Source organism: Bdellovibrio sp. HAGR004 (genome assembly GCF_055397015.1).
Map to the genome: position 1 here is coordinate 2870152 of NZ_AP029176.1, position 17248 is coordinate 2887399.

12 protein-coding genes are annotated in these 17248 nt (G+C 50.2%); 6 read left to right on the forward strand and 6 right to left on the reverse strand.

All coding sequences use genetic code 11. The annotated features are described in order from the left end of the window. Positions 1 to 59: 59 nt before the first annotated feature. From smc to ppdK, 5 genes are all read right to left on the reverse strand, one after another. The gene (gene smc, locus ACZ5ZV_RS14335; RefSeq protein ID WP_464117847.1) at positions 60 to 3647 is read right to left on the reverse strand and encodes a chromosome segregation protein SMC; all 3588 of its coding nucleotides are present in this window, start codon (positions 3645 to 3647) and stop codon (positions 60 to 62) included. A 398-nt stretch (positions 3648 to 4045) separates the two neighbouring features. Further along, positions 4046 to 4567 (reverse strand): hypothetical protein, encoded by a 522-nt coding sequence (locus ACZ5ZV_RS14340; RefSeq protein ID WP_464117849.1) that lies wholly within the window; start codon positions 4565 to 4567, stop codon positions 4046 to 4048. Between the two features lie 310 nt (positions 4568 to 4877). After that, positions 4878 to 5360 (reverse strand): ankyrin repeat domain-containing protein, encoded by a 483-nt coding sequence (locus tag ACZ5ZV_RS14345; protein WP_464117851.1) that lies wholly within the window; start codon positions 5358 to 5360, stop codon positions 4878 to 4880. Between the two features lie 15 nt (positions 5361 to 5375). Further along, complete coding sequence (locus tag ACZ5ZV_RS14350) at positions 5376 to 6863, reverse strand: catalase (protein WP_464117852.1); 1488 nt, start codon at positions 6861 to 6863, stop codon at positions 5376 to 5378. Positions 6864 to 7052: 189 nt separating this feature from the next. Further along, positions 7053 to 9764 carry a pyruvate, phosphate dikinase gene (gene ppdK / locus ACZ5ZV_RS14355; protein ID WP_464117853.1) on the reverse strand — a complete coding sequence of 904 codons (2712 nt, stop codon included), beginning with the start codon at positions 9762 to 9764 and terminating at the stop codon, positions 7053 to 7055. Positions 9765 to 10038: 274 nt separating this feature from the next. On the opposite strand from ppdK, the gene ACZ5ZV_RS14360 reads away from it, so the two are divergent. Continuing rightward, positions 10039 to 10353 (forward strand): hypothetical protein, encoded by a 315-nt coding sequence (locus ACZ5ZV_RS14360; RefSeq protein ID WP_464117855.1) that lies wholly within the window; start codon positions 10039 to 10041, stop codon positions 10351 to 10353. A 105-nt stretch (positions 10354 to 10458) separates the two neighbouring features. Further along, positions 10459 to 10947, forward strand: coding sequence for a hypothetical protein (locus ACZ5ZV_RS14365; protein ID WP_464117857.1), 489 nt, complete (start codon positions 10459 to 10461; stop codon positions 10945 to 10947). A 215-nt stretch (positions 10948 to 11162) separates the two neighbouring features. On the opposite strand, the gene ACZ5ZV_RS14370 is transcribed toward ACZ5ZV_RS14365, so the two are convergent. After that, positions 11163 to 12503 carry a glycine--tRNA ligase gene (locus tag ACZ5ZV_RS14370; protein WP_464117859.1) on the reverse strand — a complete coding sequence of 447 codons (1341 nt, stop codon included), beginning with the start codon at positions 12501 to 12503 and terminating at the stop codon, positions 11163 to 11165. Positions 12504 to 12608: 105 nt separating this feature from the next. Between ACZ5ZV_RS14370 and ACZ5ZV_RS14375 the strand changes: the two genes are divergently transcribed. The 4 genes from ACZ5ZV_RS14375 to ACZ5ZV_RS14390 all read left to right on the forward strand — a co-directional run bounded on the left by ACZ5ZV_RS14375 (position 12609) and on the right by ACZ5ZV_RS14390 (position 17120). Next, the gene (locus tag ACZ5ZV_RS14375; RefSeq protein ID WP_464117860.1) at positions 12609 to 12965 is read left to right on the forward strand and encodes a photosynthetic reaction center cytochrome c subunit family protein; all 357 of its coding nucleotides are present in this window, start codon (positions 12609 to 12611) and stop codon (positions 12963 to 12965) included. Between the two features lie 138 nt (positions 12966 to 13103). Then, the gene (locus tag ACZ5ZV_RS14380; RefSeq protein WP_464117862.1) at positions 13104 to 16172 is read left to right on the forward strand and encodes an efflux RND transporter permease subunit; all 3069 of its coding nucleotides are present in this window, start codon (positions 13104 to 13106) and stop codon (positions 16170 to 16172) included. Continuing rightward, a complete protein-coding gene (locus ACZ5ZV_RS14385) occupies positions 16169 to 16552 on the forward strand; it encodes a YbaN family protein (protein WP_464117863.1) in 384 nt (127 codons plus the stop codon). Before ACZ5ZV_RS14380 ends, ACZ5ZV_RS14385 begins: the two co-directional genes overlap by 4 nt. 112 nt (positions 16553 to 16664) lie before the next feature. Beyond that, a complete protein-coding gene (locus tag ACZ5ZV_RS14390; protein WP_464117865.1) occupies positions 16665 to 17120 on the forward strand; it encodes a hypothetical protein in 456 nt (151 codons plus the stop codon). Positions 17121 to 17248 lie beyond the last annotated feature (128 nt).

Sequence of the window (17248 nt, forward strand, 5' to 3'; positions counted from 1 at the left end):
GAAAAACCCCGTTGATAAATTCAACGGGGTTTTCCGATTCAGCTTCAATAAATTTTGACTTACTTGATGTCCTGCAAGGACACAGAAACCATCGTGGAAACCCCACGCTCTTGCATCGTCACGCCGTACAACTTACCAGCCACTTCCATGGTGTGTTTGTTGTGGGTTACAACGATGATCTGAGAACGTTTTGCCATCTCACGAACCAGGTCGTTGAAACGGAAAACGTTGGCGTCATCAAGTGGAGCGTCAACCTCATCCAGCAAACAGTATGGAGAAGGTTTCACCAGGAAGATGGAGAAGACCAGAGCCACCGCAGTCAGGGCTTTTTCACCACCCGACATCAAAGACACGTTTTGTGTCTTCTTGCCCGGAGGACGCGCCATGATCTCGATACCCGCTTCGCCTTTTTCCTCGTTTTCGATCAGGGTCAGATTCGCCTCACCGCCACCGAACAGAACCGGGAATACGCGAGTGAAACGGTCGTTAACCAAATCGAAGGTCTCTTTAAAGCGCTTGGAACAGATTCTGTTAATACGATCGATCACTTTGCGAAGCTGCTCTTTGGCTTCTGTCAAATCAGCGTGCTGTTTTGTCAGGAACTCATAACGTTGAGCTGTTTCTTCGTACTCTTCGATCGCAGACAGATTGACTTCACCGATTTTAGCCAGCTTTTCACGCAGGTCTTTCAACTGGGCATCAGCCTCAAGGAAGTCCCCTTCACGGCCCGCGTATTTTTCAATAACGTCCGGAAGATTCAGCATGTAACGCTCACGGATCTGATCGATGAGGTACTGCTCTTTCATCTTGGCTTGCTCCAGCTTCAACTGGGAGTCATTCATTTTGTGCTGTCTTTCGTTGCGTGCACGCTGAGAAGACATGGCTTCTTCTTCGATGGCACGGGCAGATTCAGACATCACTTCGTATTCGTCTTTGGTGCGGCCGACTTGCAGTTTTAACTGCTCAACTTCATCCAACAGACGTTCAAATTCGATTTTCTTTTCTTCCAAAGCCATCTGGCTTTCAGTCATTTGAGAGTTGTACCCTTGAGCCTCTTCGCTCATACGAGTCAACTGGCTGTCCAAATCGTTCAAAGACTTGGTCACCATCTCAAGCTGTCTCAGGACACCTTGGTATTCCTGAGTTTTGGAAGCGGATTTCACCTGAAGTTCTGTCACTTCAGCCTGCAAACCGTCAAAGCCCTGACGGGTGCTGTTCAACTCTGTGTTCAGAGTTTCAACTTCCATCTCCAGAAGAACTTTCTTCTCGCGAGCTTCCAGCAACGCCGAATTCAGTTCTTCCAGTTTGGCTTCCTGAACTTCAACCTGTTCCGTGATCTTCTTCAGCTCACGCTCCTGTCTTTCAACAGCAGTTTGAGCATTCGCCAATTCATTCTCAGCGCGCTCAAGGTCCTTACGAAGCTCAGTGACTTTGATTTCTTGTTCAATTTTGCGTTTTTGCGCACCTTCGAAGTCATTCAAAACGTTTGCCAGTTGCTCTTCAGTTTTCTTGAGAGCGGCCTGAGCCAACGCCAGCTTGCCTGCGAATTCGTCTTTTTTCTCGGACAATTCTTTGATTTCACGACGACGTTTCAAAACGCCAGAGTCTGCAGATTCAGAAGAACCACCTGTCAAAACTCCGTCAGCTGTCAGGGTGTCCCCGTCAACAGTCACGAACGTCCAACCCTCGTAACGAGGACGCAAAGCCAAAGCCGTGCGGATGGAATCCACAATCGCCACACCATCCAGCAGGTAAGCCACTGTGTTCTGGAACTTGTCAGCCGATTTAACAACGTCTTTCAGGATCGCCTGAACACCGGCTTCAGAAACCGGAGCCTCTGCGCGGTTCAGACCTTTGCCATTGTCATTTGCAGACAAGAAGCTGGAACGACCCGATTTATTTTCTTTCAAATGAGTGACGGCATCCATCGCGATGTTCGCGTCGGAAGAAAGAAGCATCTGCAGGCGAGAGCCCAATGCCGCTTCCATAGCCACTTCATATTCAGCCGGAACTTCAACAACCTCAGAAACCGGTTGGAAGTGAGTCACAACAGAACCATCCGCCATCATTTCCTGAGTGCGGGTTTTCTGCCACAACATGACCTGCTTCACACCCTCTTGGAAACCTTCAAAGTTGTTTTGCAGGTTTTCCAAGCCGTACAAGCGGGACGCCACTTCGTTCAAGCTGTCTTTAAACTGTTCCACTTCAGCTTTTTTAACTGCCGCGGAATCCATAAGGATCTTTTTGTTAGCTTCGAAGGAATCAACGTCGTTCGCCAGATCCAGTTGCATCTGACGTTCTTTTTCAAGTTCGTTGAAGACCTTCTTGCGACGGGCTTCAAACTCAACTTGTTTTTCACGAAGTTCGTTCAGAACCAGTTGTTCGTTATCCTGGCGCTCGGTGATGTCAGCGATTTGTGCTGTCAAAGAGTTCACACGGGCATCCAAGGAAGACTCAGACTGACCGACCGCGAACAACTCACGACGTTTGGTCGTCAGCTCTTCATCCACAACAGAGATACGAGAATTGGAGTTTTGGAAGATCTCATTTTTCTGAGCGAAAGTGGCCGCCAGTGTTTCGGCTTCCTCTTTCAGTTCAGCCACTTGTTCATCCAAAGCCGCTTTATCACGAGTCAGAAGCTCTTTGCGGGCTTCTTGCTCCTGCAGGATCGTGCCGGTCATTTGTTCGTTACGACGGGCCTGTTCGATTTCAAAACGAAGTTCCTGGATTTCCAGTTCTTTCTTTTGAACCGTGGATTGTTTTTCGTGGTACTGGGTCTGCTGTTCTTCCACCATCTTTTCTTTTTCAAGAATTTGCAGTTTCAGAACTTCCAGTTGGCCCTGCAAAGTGGAAAGGTTGGTTTCGCCTTCCACTTCCATGCTTTGCGCTTCATTAAAGATCGCCTGAGCTTCATCCGCGGCACGCTTTAGCTCAATGTACTGAGCCGAAGACAACCACAGATCCAGGTCTTCAATTTGATTTTTGATATTGCGATAGCGTTCCGCACGCTGAGCTTGTCTTTGCAAAGAATCAATCTGACGTTTCAACTCGCCGATGATGTCCTGCAAACGCACCAGGTTCTGGTCGGTGGAAATCAATTTACGCTGGGATTCTTTTTTACGAGCTTTGAACTTCGTGATACCCGCAGCTTCCTCGATAAGCATACGACGATCTTCCGGTTTCGCAGTGATGATCTTACCGATCATACCCTGAGCGATAATGGAGAAACCTTTGGCACCGGCACCGGTGTCCATGAAGATCTCCTGAACGTCTTTCAAACGTGCAGGTTCTTTATTCACGAAGTACTCACCCTCACCGCTTCTGTACAGGCGACGAGTGACCATGATCTCGGAATGTTTGATGTATTTGGCAGGGAACGCGCCCCCGTCATTTTCCAAAGTCAGAGAAACTTCGCACATCCCCAATGGCGCATACCCCTCCGCACCACCGAAGATAACGTCCGTCATCTGGGAACCACGCAGGTCCTTGGCAGACATCTCACCCATGACCCACATAAGTGCGTCAACGATGTTGGATTTACCGCAACCATTAGGTCCGACGATCCCCGTGATACCAGCATCGAAGTGGATCACTGTGCGGTCTTTGAATGACTTAAAACCAATCAGTTCAATCTTTTTAATTCTCAAGGTACAATCCCCTCTTGAGTACTTCCCCTCAAATACAAGCCCAAGGTCTAGCTAGACCAAAGACCATTAGAATTTCGCGAGTGTTGGGAAGCATGTCAACCAGAGCCTCTCAAAAGAGCCCCTAACGCTGAAAACTTAAGCAGACTTACAACCGATTTACATGTCGCATTAAGAAAAGGTGCCTGGTTGTTTTTTCTGGCTACGGCGCAGCAGAAATCGGAGCTTCTTACAAGTCCCACATCGACTGAGCCCACGGACTTTTAAGAAAACAACAGATCTCACCTGATGCGTTGTAGCCAGAAAAAACAACCAGGCACCTTTTCGGGGAATGAAAAACGGCGCGCCGAGGGGGTCGGTGCGCCGTTGAATATTCTGATTTTAGAGAAGGAATATTCAGACTACATACAGGTAACAATTTGACCAGAAGTCGTCTGAACCACAGATCCAGGGTGGCAAGTATGAGTTACGCCACATGTCCCTTGTTCAATCATTCCATACTGGTTCTGCCAGCGAACTGTTTGGCCGTTACAGTTAATCGCCGAACCATTACCTGACGTCGTTGTGCAATAGTTCTGCGGAACTTGTTGGCCCGTGGAAGTCTGAACACACTGACCGTAAGCATTGTAAGAGTAGCCATTCCCCACGCCCGTGTTTGCGCAAAGAGTGTTTGTCACAACGGCATTATTCACATCGCGACATTGATAGGTGGAATAACCATTCTGATAACTATTGTTGTAGCAGTATGAATTGTCCACCTGAGTGCTTGTTCCATTATAGGAGTTCACCTGGAAGCAGCGATAGGCTGTCGTCGTGGTGGTCGTCGAATTCCCTTTATCCTTGCTACAGTTTGCCAAGCCAACTGTCATTGCAGTCAGCGCCAAGGCTTTCATCATCGTCAGAATATAGTTTTTGATTTTCATAAAATTTGTTCCTTCTCTATGCCTATCCCTAAAGCAAATCCACGGCCACAGCGGCACCAAGGACAAATCCAATTAAGATTTCAAGGAGTTATAAGACCGTGTAAGAAAGATGGAGCAAATTTAAATCGTCTGCCACTTTGACAGTGACGACAATTGTCGTTTTGAAAAGGCATTAATCACTTCATGGTTGTTCCACAATGAAACAAACAACTTAGGACTGTGCAGGAATTTTAAACACTTTATAGACAGCCCCTCGTCAACTCCTTGGCTCGAAATTGACGAGGTCTAATTCACACTTTTATCCCGGGCTCTACGCCTCTGGTGTCGGGCGCGGCAGCTTGCGCGCAATCAGACGACAGGCGACCTCCATCGGGTCACTCCAGGCCGCGGGACGATCGCTTAATAAAGACACCACTTCTTTTCTCCCAAAGACCCGTGCCAGATCCAAGGCAGTCATTCCGTGCGGGTTTTTAAGATCTGTCATTGCCCCTTGAGACAACAACAGCTCCACCACCCGCACATGCCCCTTAAAGCAGGCGCCCATCAAAATGGAGTTCCCCATATCATCCAGGGAATTCACATCGGCTCCATGCTCAATCAAAAGCTCCGAAGCCTCTTCCTGGTCATGATAAGCTGCCAGCATCAACAACGTGTGACCTTTGTGGTTGCGGATCTCAATATCACCACCGAATGCCAGATATTGCCGAAGGGCCTCACAGTTCCCCGTGCGGGCCTCTTCGAAGATCTGCGGCTCCATCACCATTGTTCTTTTAAATTCCTCCCAAGTAGGCATAAAAAACTCCTTTAATTAGTGATGAGAAGGGGCCCGTTGTTCTGCATCCGTGTACACACGAATCCCCATCAAATTCGCAAGCCCCAGTCCATAATCCTGATGAACCCGCATAAAGACGTCGATCTGCCGGCGCACGATCTCTTCCGGCACCTGCCCGCCCTTCATGTGTTCAGCGATATTATTCAACAACTGATCCTTCTGATCCGGAGTCATCAGATTAAACAGCGCCCGGCACTGGGAATAATCATCATTGCCCTCGCGATGATTAAAGCGATCCATGGTGGCGTCATCGAATCTTAAAGGCGGCTCCCGATACTGCTCCTGCTGAACCGGGCCGCCATAAGAATTCGGCTCATAATAGGCGTGATGATATTCCGGGGTATCAAAGCGCATGGCTCCATCCAAATGATAGTGATGCACTTCGACCTTGGGTTTATTCACCGGAAGCATTTCATAGTGAGTCCCAATGCGATAACGATGAGCATCGGCATAAGCAAAGGTACGCGATTGCAGCATCTTGTCCGGCGACCACGAAATCCCCGGAACCATATTATTGGGATTAAAGGCCGCCTGCTCGATTTCGGTAAAGTAGTTCGTCGGATTGCGATTCAGTTCAAAGTGACCGACTTCGATCATCGGGAAATCCCCGTGAGGCCACACCTTGGTCAAATCAAACGGATTATAAGGAGTCTGTTTGGCCTGCTCTTCGGTCATGATCTGCACATAGAACTTCCAACGGGGGAAATCCTTGGCCTCGATGGCATTAAACAGGTCCTCCTGGTGACTTTCCCGGGTGCGCCCAACCAGCTCGGCCGCTTCATGATTGCGAAGATTACGAATGCCCTGCTGAGTTTTAAAATGAAACTTCACCCAATGGCGCTCGCCTTTTTCATTAATAAATGAATACGTGTGCGAACCAAAGCCGTGCATGTGTCTATAGGTGGCTGGCAAGCCTCGATCCGAAAACAAGATCGTCACCTGATGACAACTTTCCGGACTGAGTGACCAGAAATCCCACATCGCTGTGGGACTGCGTAAATTGCTGCGCGGGTCCCGCTTTTGAGTGTGAATGAAATCCGGGAACTTGTAAGGATCACGCACAAAGAAAATGGGAGTGTTATTTCCCACCAGGTCAAAGTTCCCTTCCTCGGTATAAAACTTCATGGCAAAGCCCCGCACGTCGCGCTCCGCATCGGCAGCCCCCCGCTCTCCGGCCACCGTTGAAAAACGAATCAGCATATCTGTCTTTTTACCCTTTTGCAGAAACTTGGCCCGGGTGTATCTGGAAATGTCCGCCGTAATGGTCAGCTCTCCGTATGCACCAGAACCTTTGGCATGCACTGTTCGTTCCGGAACACGTTCTCTATTCTGGTGCGCCAGCTTTTCAATCAGGGCCACATCCTGCAAAACCAAGGGGCCACGTGCGCCCACCGTCATTGAGTTTTGATTATCCGCCACGGGTGCTCCCGCAGTCGTGGTCAGTCCTTTTTTCGTGCGAGCCATACTTGCATCCTTTCGTGAATTAGGAAAACTCACACAGGATAGTAAAAGCTCGAAGTTGAGATGAAGGTGTATTTTAAAGTTGTGTCGGTTGACGAAGCAATTCAGCCTGTCTCTGCGGAAATACAGCTCTCGAAAAAAAGAAACCCTCCGGCAGGGAGGGTTTCTAAAAGATGTCTTACAATCTTATAACTAGTGCAGCTTCTTGCCAACCAACGCAGCTCGCGCTGCCGCCAGTCTGGCAATCGGCACACGGAACGGAGAGCAGGACACATAGTCCAGACCCACACGGTGGAAGAATTCAATAGAATCCGGATCACCACCATGCTCACCGCACACACCGACTTTCAAATCCGGCTTCGCGCGACGGCCCAAGTCCACACCCATCTTCACCAAAGAGCCCACACCCACCTGATCGATGGACATGAACGGATCTTTCGGCAGGATGCCTTGAGAAACGTAGGAACCCAGGAAGCGACCCGAGTCATCACGGGACAAGCCCAACGTCGTCTGAGTCAAATCGTTCGTACCGAAGCTGAAGAAGTCAGCATGTTCTGCAATCGCATCCGCTGTCAGGGCGGCGCGAGGAAGTTCAATCATGGTTCCAACAGTGTATTCAAACTTCACGTTCTTTTCAGTCTGAACCTTCTTCACTTCGCTGATCGCCTGCCCACGCAGGGTATCCAGCTCTTTATCCGTCGCCACAAGCGGAATCATGATTTCCGGAGCCAATGTTTTACCTTCAGAGATCACCTGTGCCGCGGCTTCCGCAATCGCACGAACTTGCATCTGATAGATTTCCGGGAACGTGATCGCCAAACGGCAGCCACGGTGACCCAGCATTGGATTGAACTCATGCAAAGATTTAACTTTGGCGCGCAGACGTTCATAGTCTGTATTTAAACGTTTTGCCAATTCCTTCGTTTCTTCATCTGTGTGAGGAACGAACTCGTGCAATGGTGGATCCAACAAACGGATCGTCACTGGCAAACCATCCATGATCTTGAACAAGCCATAGAAGTCTTCACGCTGCATTGGCAATAGCTTTGCCAATGCTTTTTCACGGTCCGCTTTGTTGTCAGCAATGATCATCTCACGAACGGCATCAATGCGGTCCGCGCCGAAGAACATGTGCTCGGTACGGCAAAGACCGATACCTTCGGCACCGAAGTTACGCGCAGTTTGTGCGTCTTTCGGCGTGTCAGCATTTGTGCGAACCTTCAACTTACGGATGCCATCGGCAATCTTCATGATACGTTCGAAGTTGCCATCAAGCTTCGGTTCAATCGTTTTAACTTCACCCAGGAAGACTTCCCCGGTGGATCCGTCCAAAGTGATCACATCGCCCTTCTTAAGGACGTACCCTTTCACTTTCATGGTCTCGTTGCGATAATCCACTTCAATGTCACCACAACCCGCCACACAGCATTTACCCATACCACGCGCCACAACCGCCGCGTGAGAAGTCATCCCCCCGCGAGTCGTCAGGATACCTTGAGCTGCCACCATGCCGGCAATGTCTTCCGGAGATGTCTCGATACGCACAAGAATGACTTTCTTGCCTTGTTCTCTCCATTCAACCGCTTCTTCGGATGTGAAGACGATTTGACCGTTCACACCACCCGGAGACGCTGGCAAACCTTTGGCCAACGTGGTTTTGGCTGCCTTAGGGTCCAACGTCGGGTGCAGCAACTGATCCAAAGCAGCAGGATCCAGGCGCAGGATCGCCTCATCCTGAGTGATCAACTTTTCATCGATCATATCGCAGGCAATTTTCAGTGCCGCTGCCGCTGTTCTTTTCCCGTTACGAGTTTGCAGCATCCACAGGACACCACGTTCAATGGTGAACTCGATGTCCTGCATATCGCGATAGTGGGCTTCCAGTTTTTTATAAATATCGACCAACTGACTGTAGGCCTGCGGAAGAGCTTCTTCCAAAGACATCACACCGGCTGCTGCCGCTGCGACCTTAGTGATCGGCTGCGGAGTGCGGATCCCCGCCACCACGTCTTCACCCTGGGCGTTGATCAGGAATTCACCGTAGAAAGCTTTTTCCCCCGTGGACGGGTTGCGTGTAAATGCCACACCCGTTGCAGAGTCATCACCCATGTTTCCGAAGACCATGGACTGAACGTTTACGGCCGTACCCCATGAAGCCGGGATGGAGTGCAATTCACGGTAAGTGATCGCACGCGGTGTGTTCCAGGAATGGAAGACCGCAGAGATAGCACCCCACAACTGATCCCAAGGATCCGCCGGGAAGGACTGACCCGTCATCTGATGAACCAGGTCTTTGAACTTCTTCACCAGAAGCTTCAGGTCATCCACTGTCAGATCAGTATCAAGCTTGTAGTGTTTTTCTTCCTTCATGTCCTCCAGAGTCACCTCCAGAAGAGAAGAATTCATGCCCATCACAACGTCAGAGTACATTTGGATGAAACGACGGTAAGAGTCCCAAGCAAAGCGAGGATTATTTGAGGACTTCGCCAAACCTTCAACAGTCTGATCATTCAGACCCAGATTCAGGATGGTGTCCATCATACCCGGCATGGAAGCACGAGCTCCGGAACGAACGGAGACCAACAACGGGTTGGCCACGTCGCCGAACTTTTTGCCGATTTTGGCTTCCACTTTCTTCATGGCCTCCAGAACAGAGGGACGAACCCACTCTGGCAGTTTTCCACCGGCTTCATAGAAGTGAGCACAGATCTCTGTAGAGATTGTGAAACCCGGAGGCACCGGAATACCCAAAGAGGTCATTTCCGCCAAATTGGCGCCTTTGCCCCCAAGGATGTTTTTCATTCCCGCATTGCCTTCGGAATCCCCGGCGGCAAAGAAGTACACGAACTTCTGAGGAATGGTGGTTTTGGTCGTTTTATTTTCAGAGTTTACATTCTGGTGCATTAGTCTCCCCCACCGAAAAGTAAATTTATCGTCTATACGATGTAATAAAACATCGCTAAACCCTTAATATCAATGAAATTTATTGGCGCACCGAGGCTCTGTTTAATAGAGCTAAGATTCCACCCTCCGGGGTTGCGGAGACTCTCGGAAAAGCTTTCATTTATCGAATACTTAGGCATTTTTACAGGCTGACACAATACTGACACATTCCTGACGCCAACAAGCCGCCCACCGTGCTAGAAGAGCGCATTCATAAAATTCAAAGGAGAAAACCGTGAAAACACTTGCGTTCGCTCTGACCTTGTTTGTGGCCAGCTCGTCTTTTGCCTTCCCAACCTGCACTCAGCTGGAAGCCCAAATGATGGCCCAGGTAGCCTCGGTGGAACCTGTTTCCGAGACCCAATGCCGCGTAAAGCTGGCGTGGACTGGCAACTGGATGTTCAATCCTTCTTATGTCTGCCCTTTGGATATCGACGAAGCCAGCTCTTTTGGGGTGATCACGTCCTGCAACTACAAGGTGGGAGCACAGATTGACGGCATCGTTTATCGCAATGTCGATGGTGATCCGGCCCACCTGTCATTGTACTAAATACATTCATGTGATTTTTGAATAATAACTTATTTCTTATTCACTTACCAAAAATCACACCGCTTGTTACAAGCCTATCCGTCATCACACATGGGGAGTTATTAAATGAAATTGTTTATTTTTGTCCTGTCTTTGTTCGCGGTTTCCACATCCTTCGCCAAAGGCCAAAAACTGGAAAACCTAAAAGAACTTTGTGCCTTGGAAGCTGAACACGAAGAGGACTACGACAACACTTTTGCAGAGCTGGGCACTCTGGACATCAAAGAAATCAATTCTTTGACCGCGTTTGAGCTGAAACTAGTGAATGCGCACCTGGTGCAGGAACAGTACACAACAAAAGCTCTGACTTTTGCTGAAATTAAAAAGTTCTTCTCTGAAGAGGGTGAACAACCTTTTAATGACCTGCACATCATCACCTTCCAATCCAAAGTGACCGGTCGCACTTACATTCAGGTTAAAACCTGGCCAGGTGACAATCCCTATGGACTGATCTTTGATGCAAAGACGGGCAAAACACTGGCTCACAATGGCGATGACAGCATCGTGCTTCTGACTCAGAACGGTCCTTACTCCTGCTGGAGCTTGAACAAGTAGTTTTTCGAATGAGATGGAAATAAAAAAGGGAGCGGTAACGCTCCCTTTTTTGTTGCTGCTTCAGCTTACGGGCCGACAGGCCCTTCAGCTCTGCCGGCTGGAGCCGAGCTTCAGCTCTGCCGGGCTGGAGCCGAGCTTCAGCTCTGCCGGGCTGGAGCCGAACTTCAGCTCTGCCGGGCTGGAGCCGAGCTTCAACTCTGCCTCTGACGGGCAGTTTATTGATTGAAAGTCTTCAGTTTTGCCGCGATGTAGGTACCCAGTTGAGAGATCGCTACACGCTCTTGGGTCATCTTGTCACGGTGACGAACGGTCACAGCCTGGTCGTTGATGGTGTCAAAGTCCACCGTCACGCAGAACGGTGTGCCGATCTCATCCTGACGACGGTAGCGCTTACCGATAGAACCGGATTCATCCAAAGTTACATCGAAATCTTCTGCCAATTGGTCACGAACTTTGTCGGAAATGGACGTCAGTTCTTCCTTCTTGGACAAAGGCAATACCGCCACTTTGTACGGAGCGATTTCCGGGTGCAAGCCCAGAACCACGCGCACGTCTTCTTTACCCGCCTCATCCGTGGTGATTTCCTCACGATAAGCATCGCACAGGAAGGCCAGGAACAAACGGTCACAACCCACGGCTGTTTCAATCACGTAAGGGATGTATTTCTTTTTGTTCGGTTCATCGAAGTATTCCAGACTTTTGCCAGAGAACTTCATATGCTGAGTCAAATCGAAATCTGAACGGTTGTGAATACCTTCCAGCTCCGAGAAGCCCATTGGGAACTTGTATTCCACATCCACCGCCGCACGCGCATAGTGCGCCAGCTTGTCATGGTCTTTGAATTTCAGATTTTCCGGCTTGATACCGTACTTGATATAGAAGTTCCAGCGGCGCTCTTTCCACTCGTTAAAGAACCCTTCATCCGTGCCTGGCTCGACAAAGTATTGCATTTCCATCTGTTCAAATTCACGTGTGCGGAAGATAAAGTTCCCCGGCGTGATTTCGTTACGGAAGGACTTACCGATCGCCGCAATACCGAATGGAATCTTGTTACGAGAGGACTGCTGACAGTTCAGGAAATTCACGAAGTGCCCCTGAGCCGTTTCCGGACGCAGGTAAATCACGCTGCCTGAATCTTCCAACGGACCCATGTGGGTTTTGAACATCAGGTTGAAGTTGCGCTCTTCAGAAAGATTTTTGCTGCCACAGTTCGGGCATTTCTTTTCGTTGATGTAGGAATCCGTGTTATCGGCACGGAAGCGAGTCTTACAGTCTTTGCAATCCACCAAAGGATCCGAGAATCCATCGACGTGGCCCGAAGCCTTCCATACCGTTGGGTGCATCAAAATAGCTGCATCCAAGCCCACGATATCCGGGCGACGGGTCATGGCATTCCACCATGCACGTTTCACATTTAACTTCATCAATGAGCCCAGAGGACCATAATCCCAGCAACTTGCAAGACCACCATAGATCTCACTGGATTGGAAAACAAAACCACGACGTTTGCTGAGGCTGACAAGAGTATTGAGGTCCTCACAATGCTTAATTTTCATACAGAACTCCACAGGTTGGGTTTCAAGTTAATATGGGGTCTAGAACCAGTCAAGAAATCAGGGTCCTCCCTTGCCTGAGGCCGGGTCCTCGGAGAAGCTATTCCTATGCAGTGCATCCGAAAAAGCTTCTATCTTCTGACCCTTTTTTTGAGCCTTTCCATCCAGCCCGCACAGGCGCAGTCCGTGTCTAAATTCGTGACGAACGAAGAAAAGATCCGTGAAGAGATGATCGGCATTTCCCGCGAACTGGGAGTGACCTGCAACGCCTGCCACAATGTTCAGAACTTCAAAGCCGACGACAAAAAGGCCTTTAAAGTCAGCAAAGAGCACATGAAGTTGACGCAAATGCTGAGGGACAATGGCCTGGACGGAAAAAAAGGCCCCAAAGCCACCTGCTACATGTGTCATCGTGGGAAAATGATGCCCGACTACAAAGAGCCTGCTAACGCAAAGGCTTTCTAGATTTCCTCTGGTCTTACAAAAAGTCCACTCTTCCATGAACCTTCCGGGTCGCTCTTTCGTCTAAAGTGACATGCCCTCCAGTCCCCTCGTTGACTCTCGCTCAACTTGGGGAAAAATGAATTGTGCGAAAGGACTGCCATGAACTTGATTGACCTCTCGATCCGACGCCCGGTGTTTGCATGGGTTCTTATGTTCGCTCTGATCGTTTTCGGAGCCATCTGTATGAATCGCATGGGCATCAGTCAACTTCCAGATGTGGACTTCCCGGTGGTCAGTGTTTCCGTCGACTATGAAGGCGCTGCGCCAGAAGTCGTCGAAGCCGAACTCCTGGACCCCATCGAGGAGCGTCTGCTCGCCATCGAAGGCATCAAGGAAATGCGCTCTTCCGCCCGACAAGGGTCTGGCTCTGTCACTTTGGAATTTGATATCAACCGCAATGTCGATGTCGTCCTGCAAGAGGTCCAAACCGCCCTGGGCCGCATGCGCTGGCCTCCCGGAGTCGATCCAGCCACCATCCGCAAACAAAATCCCGAAGAGGACCCGATCATCATTTTGTCCGTCTTTGGTGAATCGCCTTTGCGTGACATGATCAATTGGACTGAAAATTACCTGCTGGACCAGGTCCGCTTCCTGCCGGGGGTCGGCGAGGTCAGTATCGGTGGATTCAGTCAACGCAACCTGCGCATCTGGGTGGACACCAAAAAACTGGAATCCTTGTATCTGACCCTGAACGATGTCGTGGCAGCGATCAACACCCAGCACCTGGAAAGTGCCGCAGGTCAGTTCACTGAAGGTCAGCGCGAACTTCGCGTGCGCTGGCTGGGCGAGGCCACTGACGTCAACGAGGTCGCTAATATCCAGATCCTGCGCCGGGGCGGTCAACGCATTTTTGATCGTGACATCTTCATCAAAGATGTGGCCCGCGTGGAAGACGGCCTTTCAGACATCCGTCGAACCGCTCGTGTGGATGGACGTCAGGCCGTTTCCATCATCGTGCGAAAGCAGCGTGGCACCAATGAAGTCACCGTTGCCAATGAAGTTCGTGAAAAACTGGAAAGCATCAAAAGTTCTTTCCCCGAAGGTTTCAATTTCCGGGTCAATGTGGACTTCACCCGTCCGACAGAGGCCACGGTCAATCTGACGATTGAAAAACTATGGGTGGCAGCCCTGATTACGATTTTGATCTGCTTCCTGTTCCTTGGAAACGTCCAGGCGGCCATCAACATTCTCTTCTCGATTCCGACCTCCATTGTTGGAACGTTTATCATTCTTTACTTCTCAGGCTTCACTCTGAATCTGTTCACTCTGCTTGCTTTGACACTGTCGATCTCCATCGTCGTGGATGATGCCATCATGCTGCTGGAAAATATCATTCGCCACTACCGCATGGGGAAAGGGTCCGCCAAAGCCGCATCGGATGGATCAAAAGAGGTTCTGCCTGCCGCCATTGCCGCCACGCTGGCGGTGATCGCCGTGTTCCTGCCTGTGGTGTTCATGGACGGGATCATCGGCAAATTCTTCTTCCAATTCGGCGTCACGATGAGTGCCGCGGTTTCATTGTCACTGCTTGAAGCAGTCACCATCACCCCGATGCGGGCGGCGGCCCTTCTCAGTACAGAACCGAAAGTTTCAAAACTGGAACACTTCCTGGATGAGTTGTTTGAAAAGTTCGCCCACTCGTACCAAAAAGTTCTGCACGGGACTTTACGTTTCAAGTATCTGGTGGTTCTGGGCTCGATGATCTTCTTTGTCGTGTCCTTGGTTTTAGTCAGCAAGGTCCGTCAGGAATTCGTCCCGGCACAGGATCAGGATTTTATTATTTTAAATGCGCAAATGCCGCCGGGCACGTCATTGGAGGCCACCAGCAAAGCCGCTGAAAAACTTGAAGCCGTCCTGAAGGGCGATGCCACGGTTGAAGGATTTGTTGTGTCTGTCGGCGGCGGTGGCGGTGGATCCAACGTCAATCAGGTGTTTATGCCTGTCGCCTTAAAACCCCGCGCCGATCGCAGCGAAGGACATTTGCAGATCATGAATCGCTGGCGTCAGGAATTCCGCAAGATCAAGGATATGCGTGTGTCCATGCGAGACATCTCGGCGCGAAATCTTTCCTCCGGACGACAAAATCCGCTGGCTATCAACTTGCGAGGGCCGGATCTGGATGTGCTGTTTGAAAAATCCAACGAGCTGATGGCTCGCCTGGAAAAAGAAAATCTGGCCGTGGATCTGGATACGGATTTCCGCAAAGGGATCCCTGAACTGGTTCTGACCCCGGACCGGAAAGCCATGGCGGCCCGTGGTGTTTCTGTCGAGGACGTCGGCGCCATTCTTTCCGCCGGCGTGGGTGGGCTTCGTCAGGGACGCTACACCGCCGATGGACGACGCTACGACATCCGCTTCAAGTTTCTGGAAGAGCAAATCCAAAAACCCGCGGATTTCAAACGTCTTTATGTGCGCAACAACTTCGGCAATCTGGTCCCGCTTTCACAGTTGGTGAAGATTGAAGAGAAAAAAGCCATCCAGGGCATCAGCCGCGTAAACCGTCAGCGTGCGATCTCGGTCTTCGGGAACCTGTCGCCAGGTCAATCCCAGGCCGCGGTGCTGGAACGTGCCAGTGCCATTGCTAAAGAGATTCTGCCTCAAGGGTATTCTTTTGCGCTGGAAGGGGCTTCGGCCGGATTTGCTGATTCTTTTAAAAGCCTTTATTCCGCCATGATGGTCGGAATTCTGGTGGCCTATCTGATTCTGGCGGTGCAGTTTAATTCTTTCATTCATCCCATCTCGGTTCTGGTGGCGCTGCCCTTCTCGGTGACCGGAGCATTGGTGGCTCTCTGGATGTTTGATATTTCCCTGAATCTTTTCAGCTTCATCGGCCTGATTGTTTTGATGGGTATCGCCAAGAAGAACTCTATCCTCCTGGTCGAATTCACCAACCAAGTGCGGCACCATGGACAAACCGACATCGCCAAGGCCTTGCTCGAGGCCTGCCCGATCCGCCTGCGCCCGATTTTGATGACCTCTGTCGCCACCGTCGCTGCGGCTTTGCCTTTGGTCATCGGTCATGGTATCGGTTCTGAGACGCGCATTCCAATGGGTCTTTCCATCATCGGGGGAACCATTGTTTCAACACTGCTGACCCTGTTTGTGGTCCCAGCTTTGTATTTGATGCTTTCACCACTTGAAAGCAAAAGGAAAAAGGTCGAACTGTGAAGATTTTAAAGCAAACCCGACGGACAATTTATTTTGTGTTGGGTTGGCTGTTTCTGGTCTTGGGGGGCATTGGTGTCTTCCTGCCTCTGCTTCCCACAACACCGTTCTTGCTTTTGACAGCGTTCTTTTTTGCTCGCAGCTCCATTCGCTGGCACAAGTGGCTGCTGACGCAACCCCACCTGGGCCCGATGATTCTGGACTGGCAAAAACACGGTGTCATCCGCACGCGGGCCAAGATCATGGCCACGGTGCTGATGGTTCCTTTGGTGTCGATCTCCCTTTTCTTTGGCGACGTTCCACTGTACGCCAAGGTCAGCGCGGCTGTGGTTTGCTCCTGCGTATTGGCTTTTATCTGGACCCGTCCTTCGGCCCGAGACTGACAAGAGACGGCATTTCGACGTATCAACCTAAGATTTTGCCTGTGACCTCAGCTATAACCCATCTGACGTGTGCACGAAGCTTGCTCCTTGAAAAAGGAATGAAGGAGTGTGCATGCACTGGCCTCGTTTGATTCTCATTTTGGGACTGCTGTTGTCCGATGTTGCGCTGGCGCTAACGGCCTCACCCCCCTTGCCTGGCGCTGAGACCGCAGAAGGTTACTACCGCCTGATCAGTGGTACCGACAACTGCCCCACAGAAGTGGAGTGGGCGGAAGACTGCGACGGCTTCGCTCTGTATCCTTCTTCGCAGGGAGCCTCCATGGACACCATTCGATTCTGCCAGATCAACCGGGGATTTAAGGTTCTTCAATCACCGGGAAAAAAGGTTCTGCGCGAAGTGGTCAGTCGCGACAACTACATCACTAAAAAAGAGACGACCCTTTATTTGGATAAAGACAACTCTCTCAGCTTGCTGCAAGAGGACACTGTCATTCAGGACGGTCCCAAAAAATTCCTATGGGAACACAGCCGTAATGGGCGAGGCTACAGCTGTCTCTACACCAGGTAGTGTATTCCTCGAAACATTCTTTTTGTCTCAAAGTGGGAATATGAGCTTATTGGCTAATTGCAGGTCCTTTTTATTCCGAATAAATAGTCATGAATTGCCAGGCACGTCTCGGAAAAATTGGTGTTTTT

Excerpts from the sequence above, each read along its gene's own strand:
- ACZ5ZV_RS14390 (WP_464117865.1), top strand. The coding sequence starts at position 16,665 with ATGCACTGGCCTCGTTTGATTCTCATTTTGGGACTGCTGTTGTCCGAT.
- ACZ5ZV_RS14350 (WP_464117852.1), bottom strand. The coding sequence starts at position 6,863 with ATGGCTCGCACGAAAAAAGGACTGACCACGACTGCGGGAGCACCCGTG.
- ACZ5ZV_RS14380 (WP_464117862.1), top strand. The coding sequence starts at position 13,104 with ATGAACTTGATTGACCTCTCGATCCGACGCCCGGTGTTTGCATGGGTT.
- ACZ5ZV_RS14340 (WP_464117849.1), bottom strand. The coding sequence starts at position 4,567 with ATGAAAATCAAAAACTATATTCTGACGATGATGAAAGCCTTGGCGCTG.
- ACZ5ZV_RS14370 (WP_464117859.1), bottom strand. The coding sequence starts at position 12,503 with ATGAAAATTAAGCATTGTGAGGACCTCAATACTCTTGTCAGCCTCAGC.
- ppdK (WP_464117853.1), bottom strand. The coding sequence starts at position 9,764 with ATGCACCAGAATGTAAACTCTGAAAATAAAACGACCAAAACCACCATT.
- ACZ5ZV_RS14345 (WP_464117851.1), bottom strand. The coding sequence starts at position 5,360 with ATGCCTACTTGGGAGGAATTTAAAAGAACAATGGTGATGGAGCCGCAG.
- ACZ5ZV_RS14375 (WP_464117860.1), top strand. The coding sequence starts at position 12,609 with ATGCAGTGCATCCGAAAAAGCTTCTATCTTCTGACCCTTTTTTTGAGC.
- ACZ5ZV_RS14365 (WP_464117857.1), top strand. The coding sequence starts at position 10,459 with ATGAAATTGTTTATTTTTGTCCTGTCTTTGTTCGCGGTTTCCACATCC.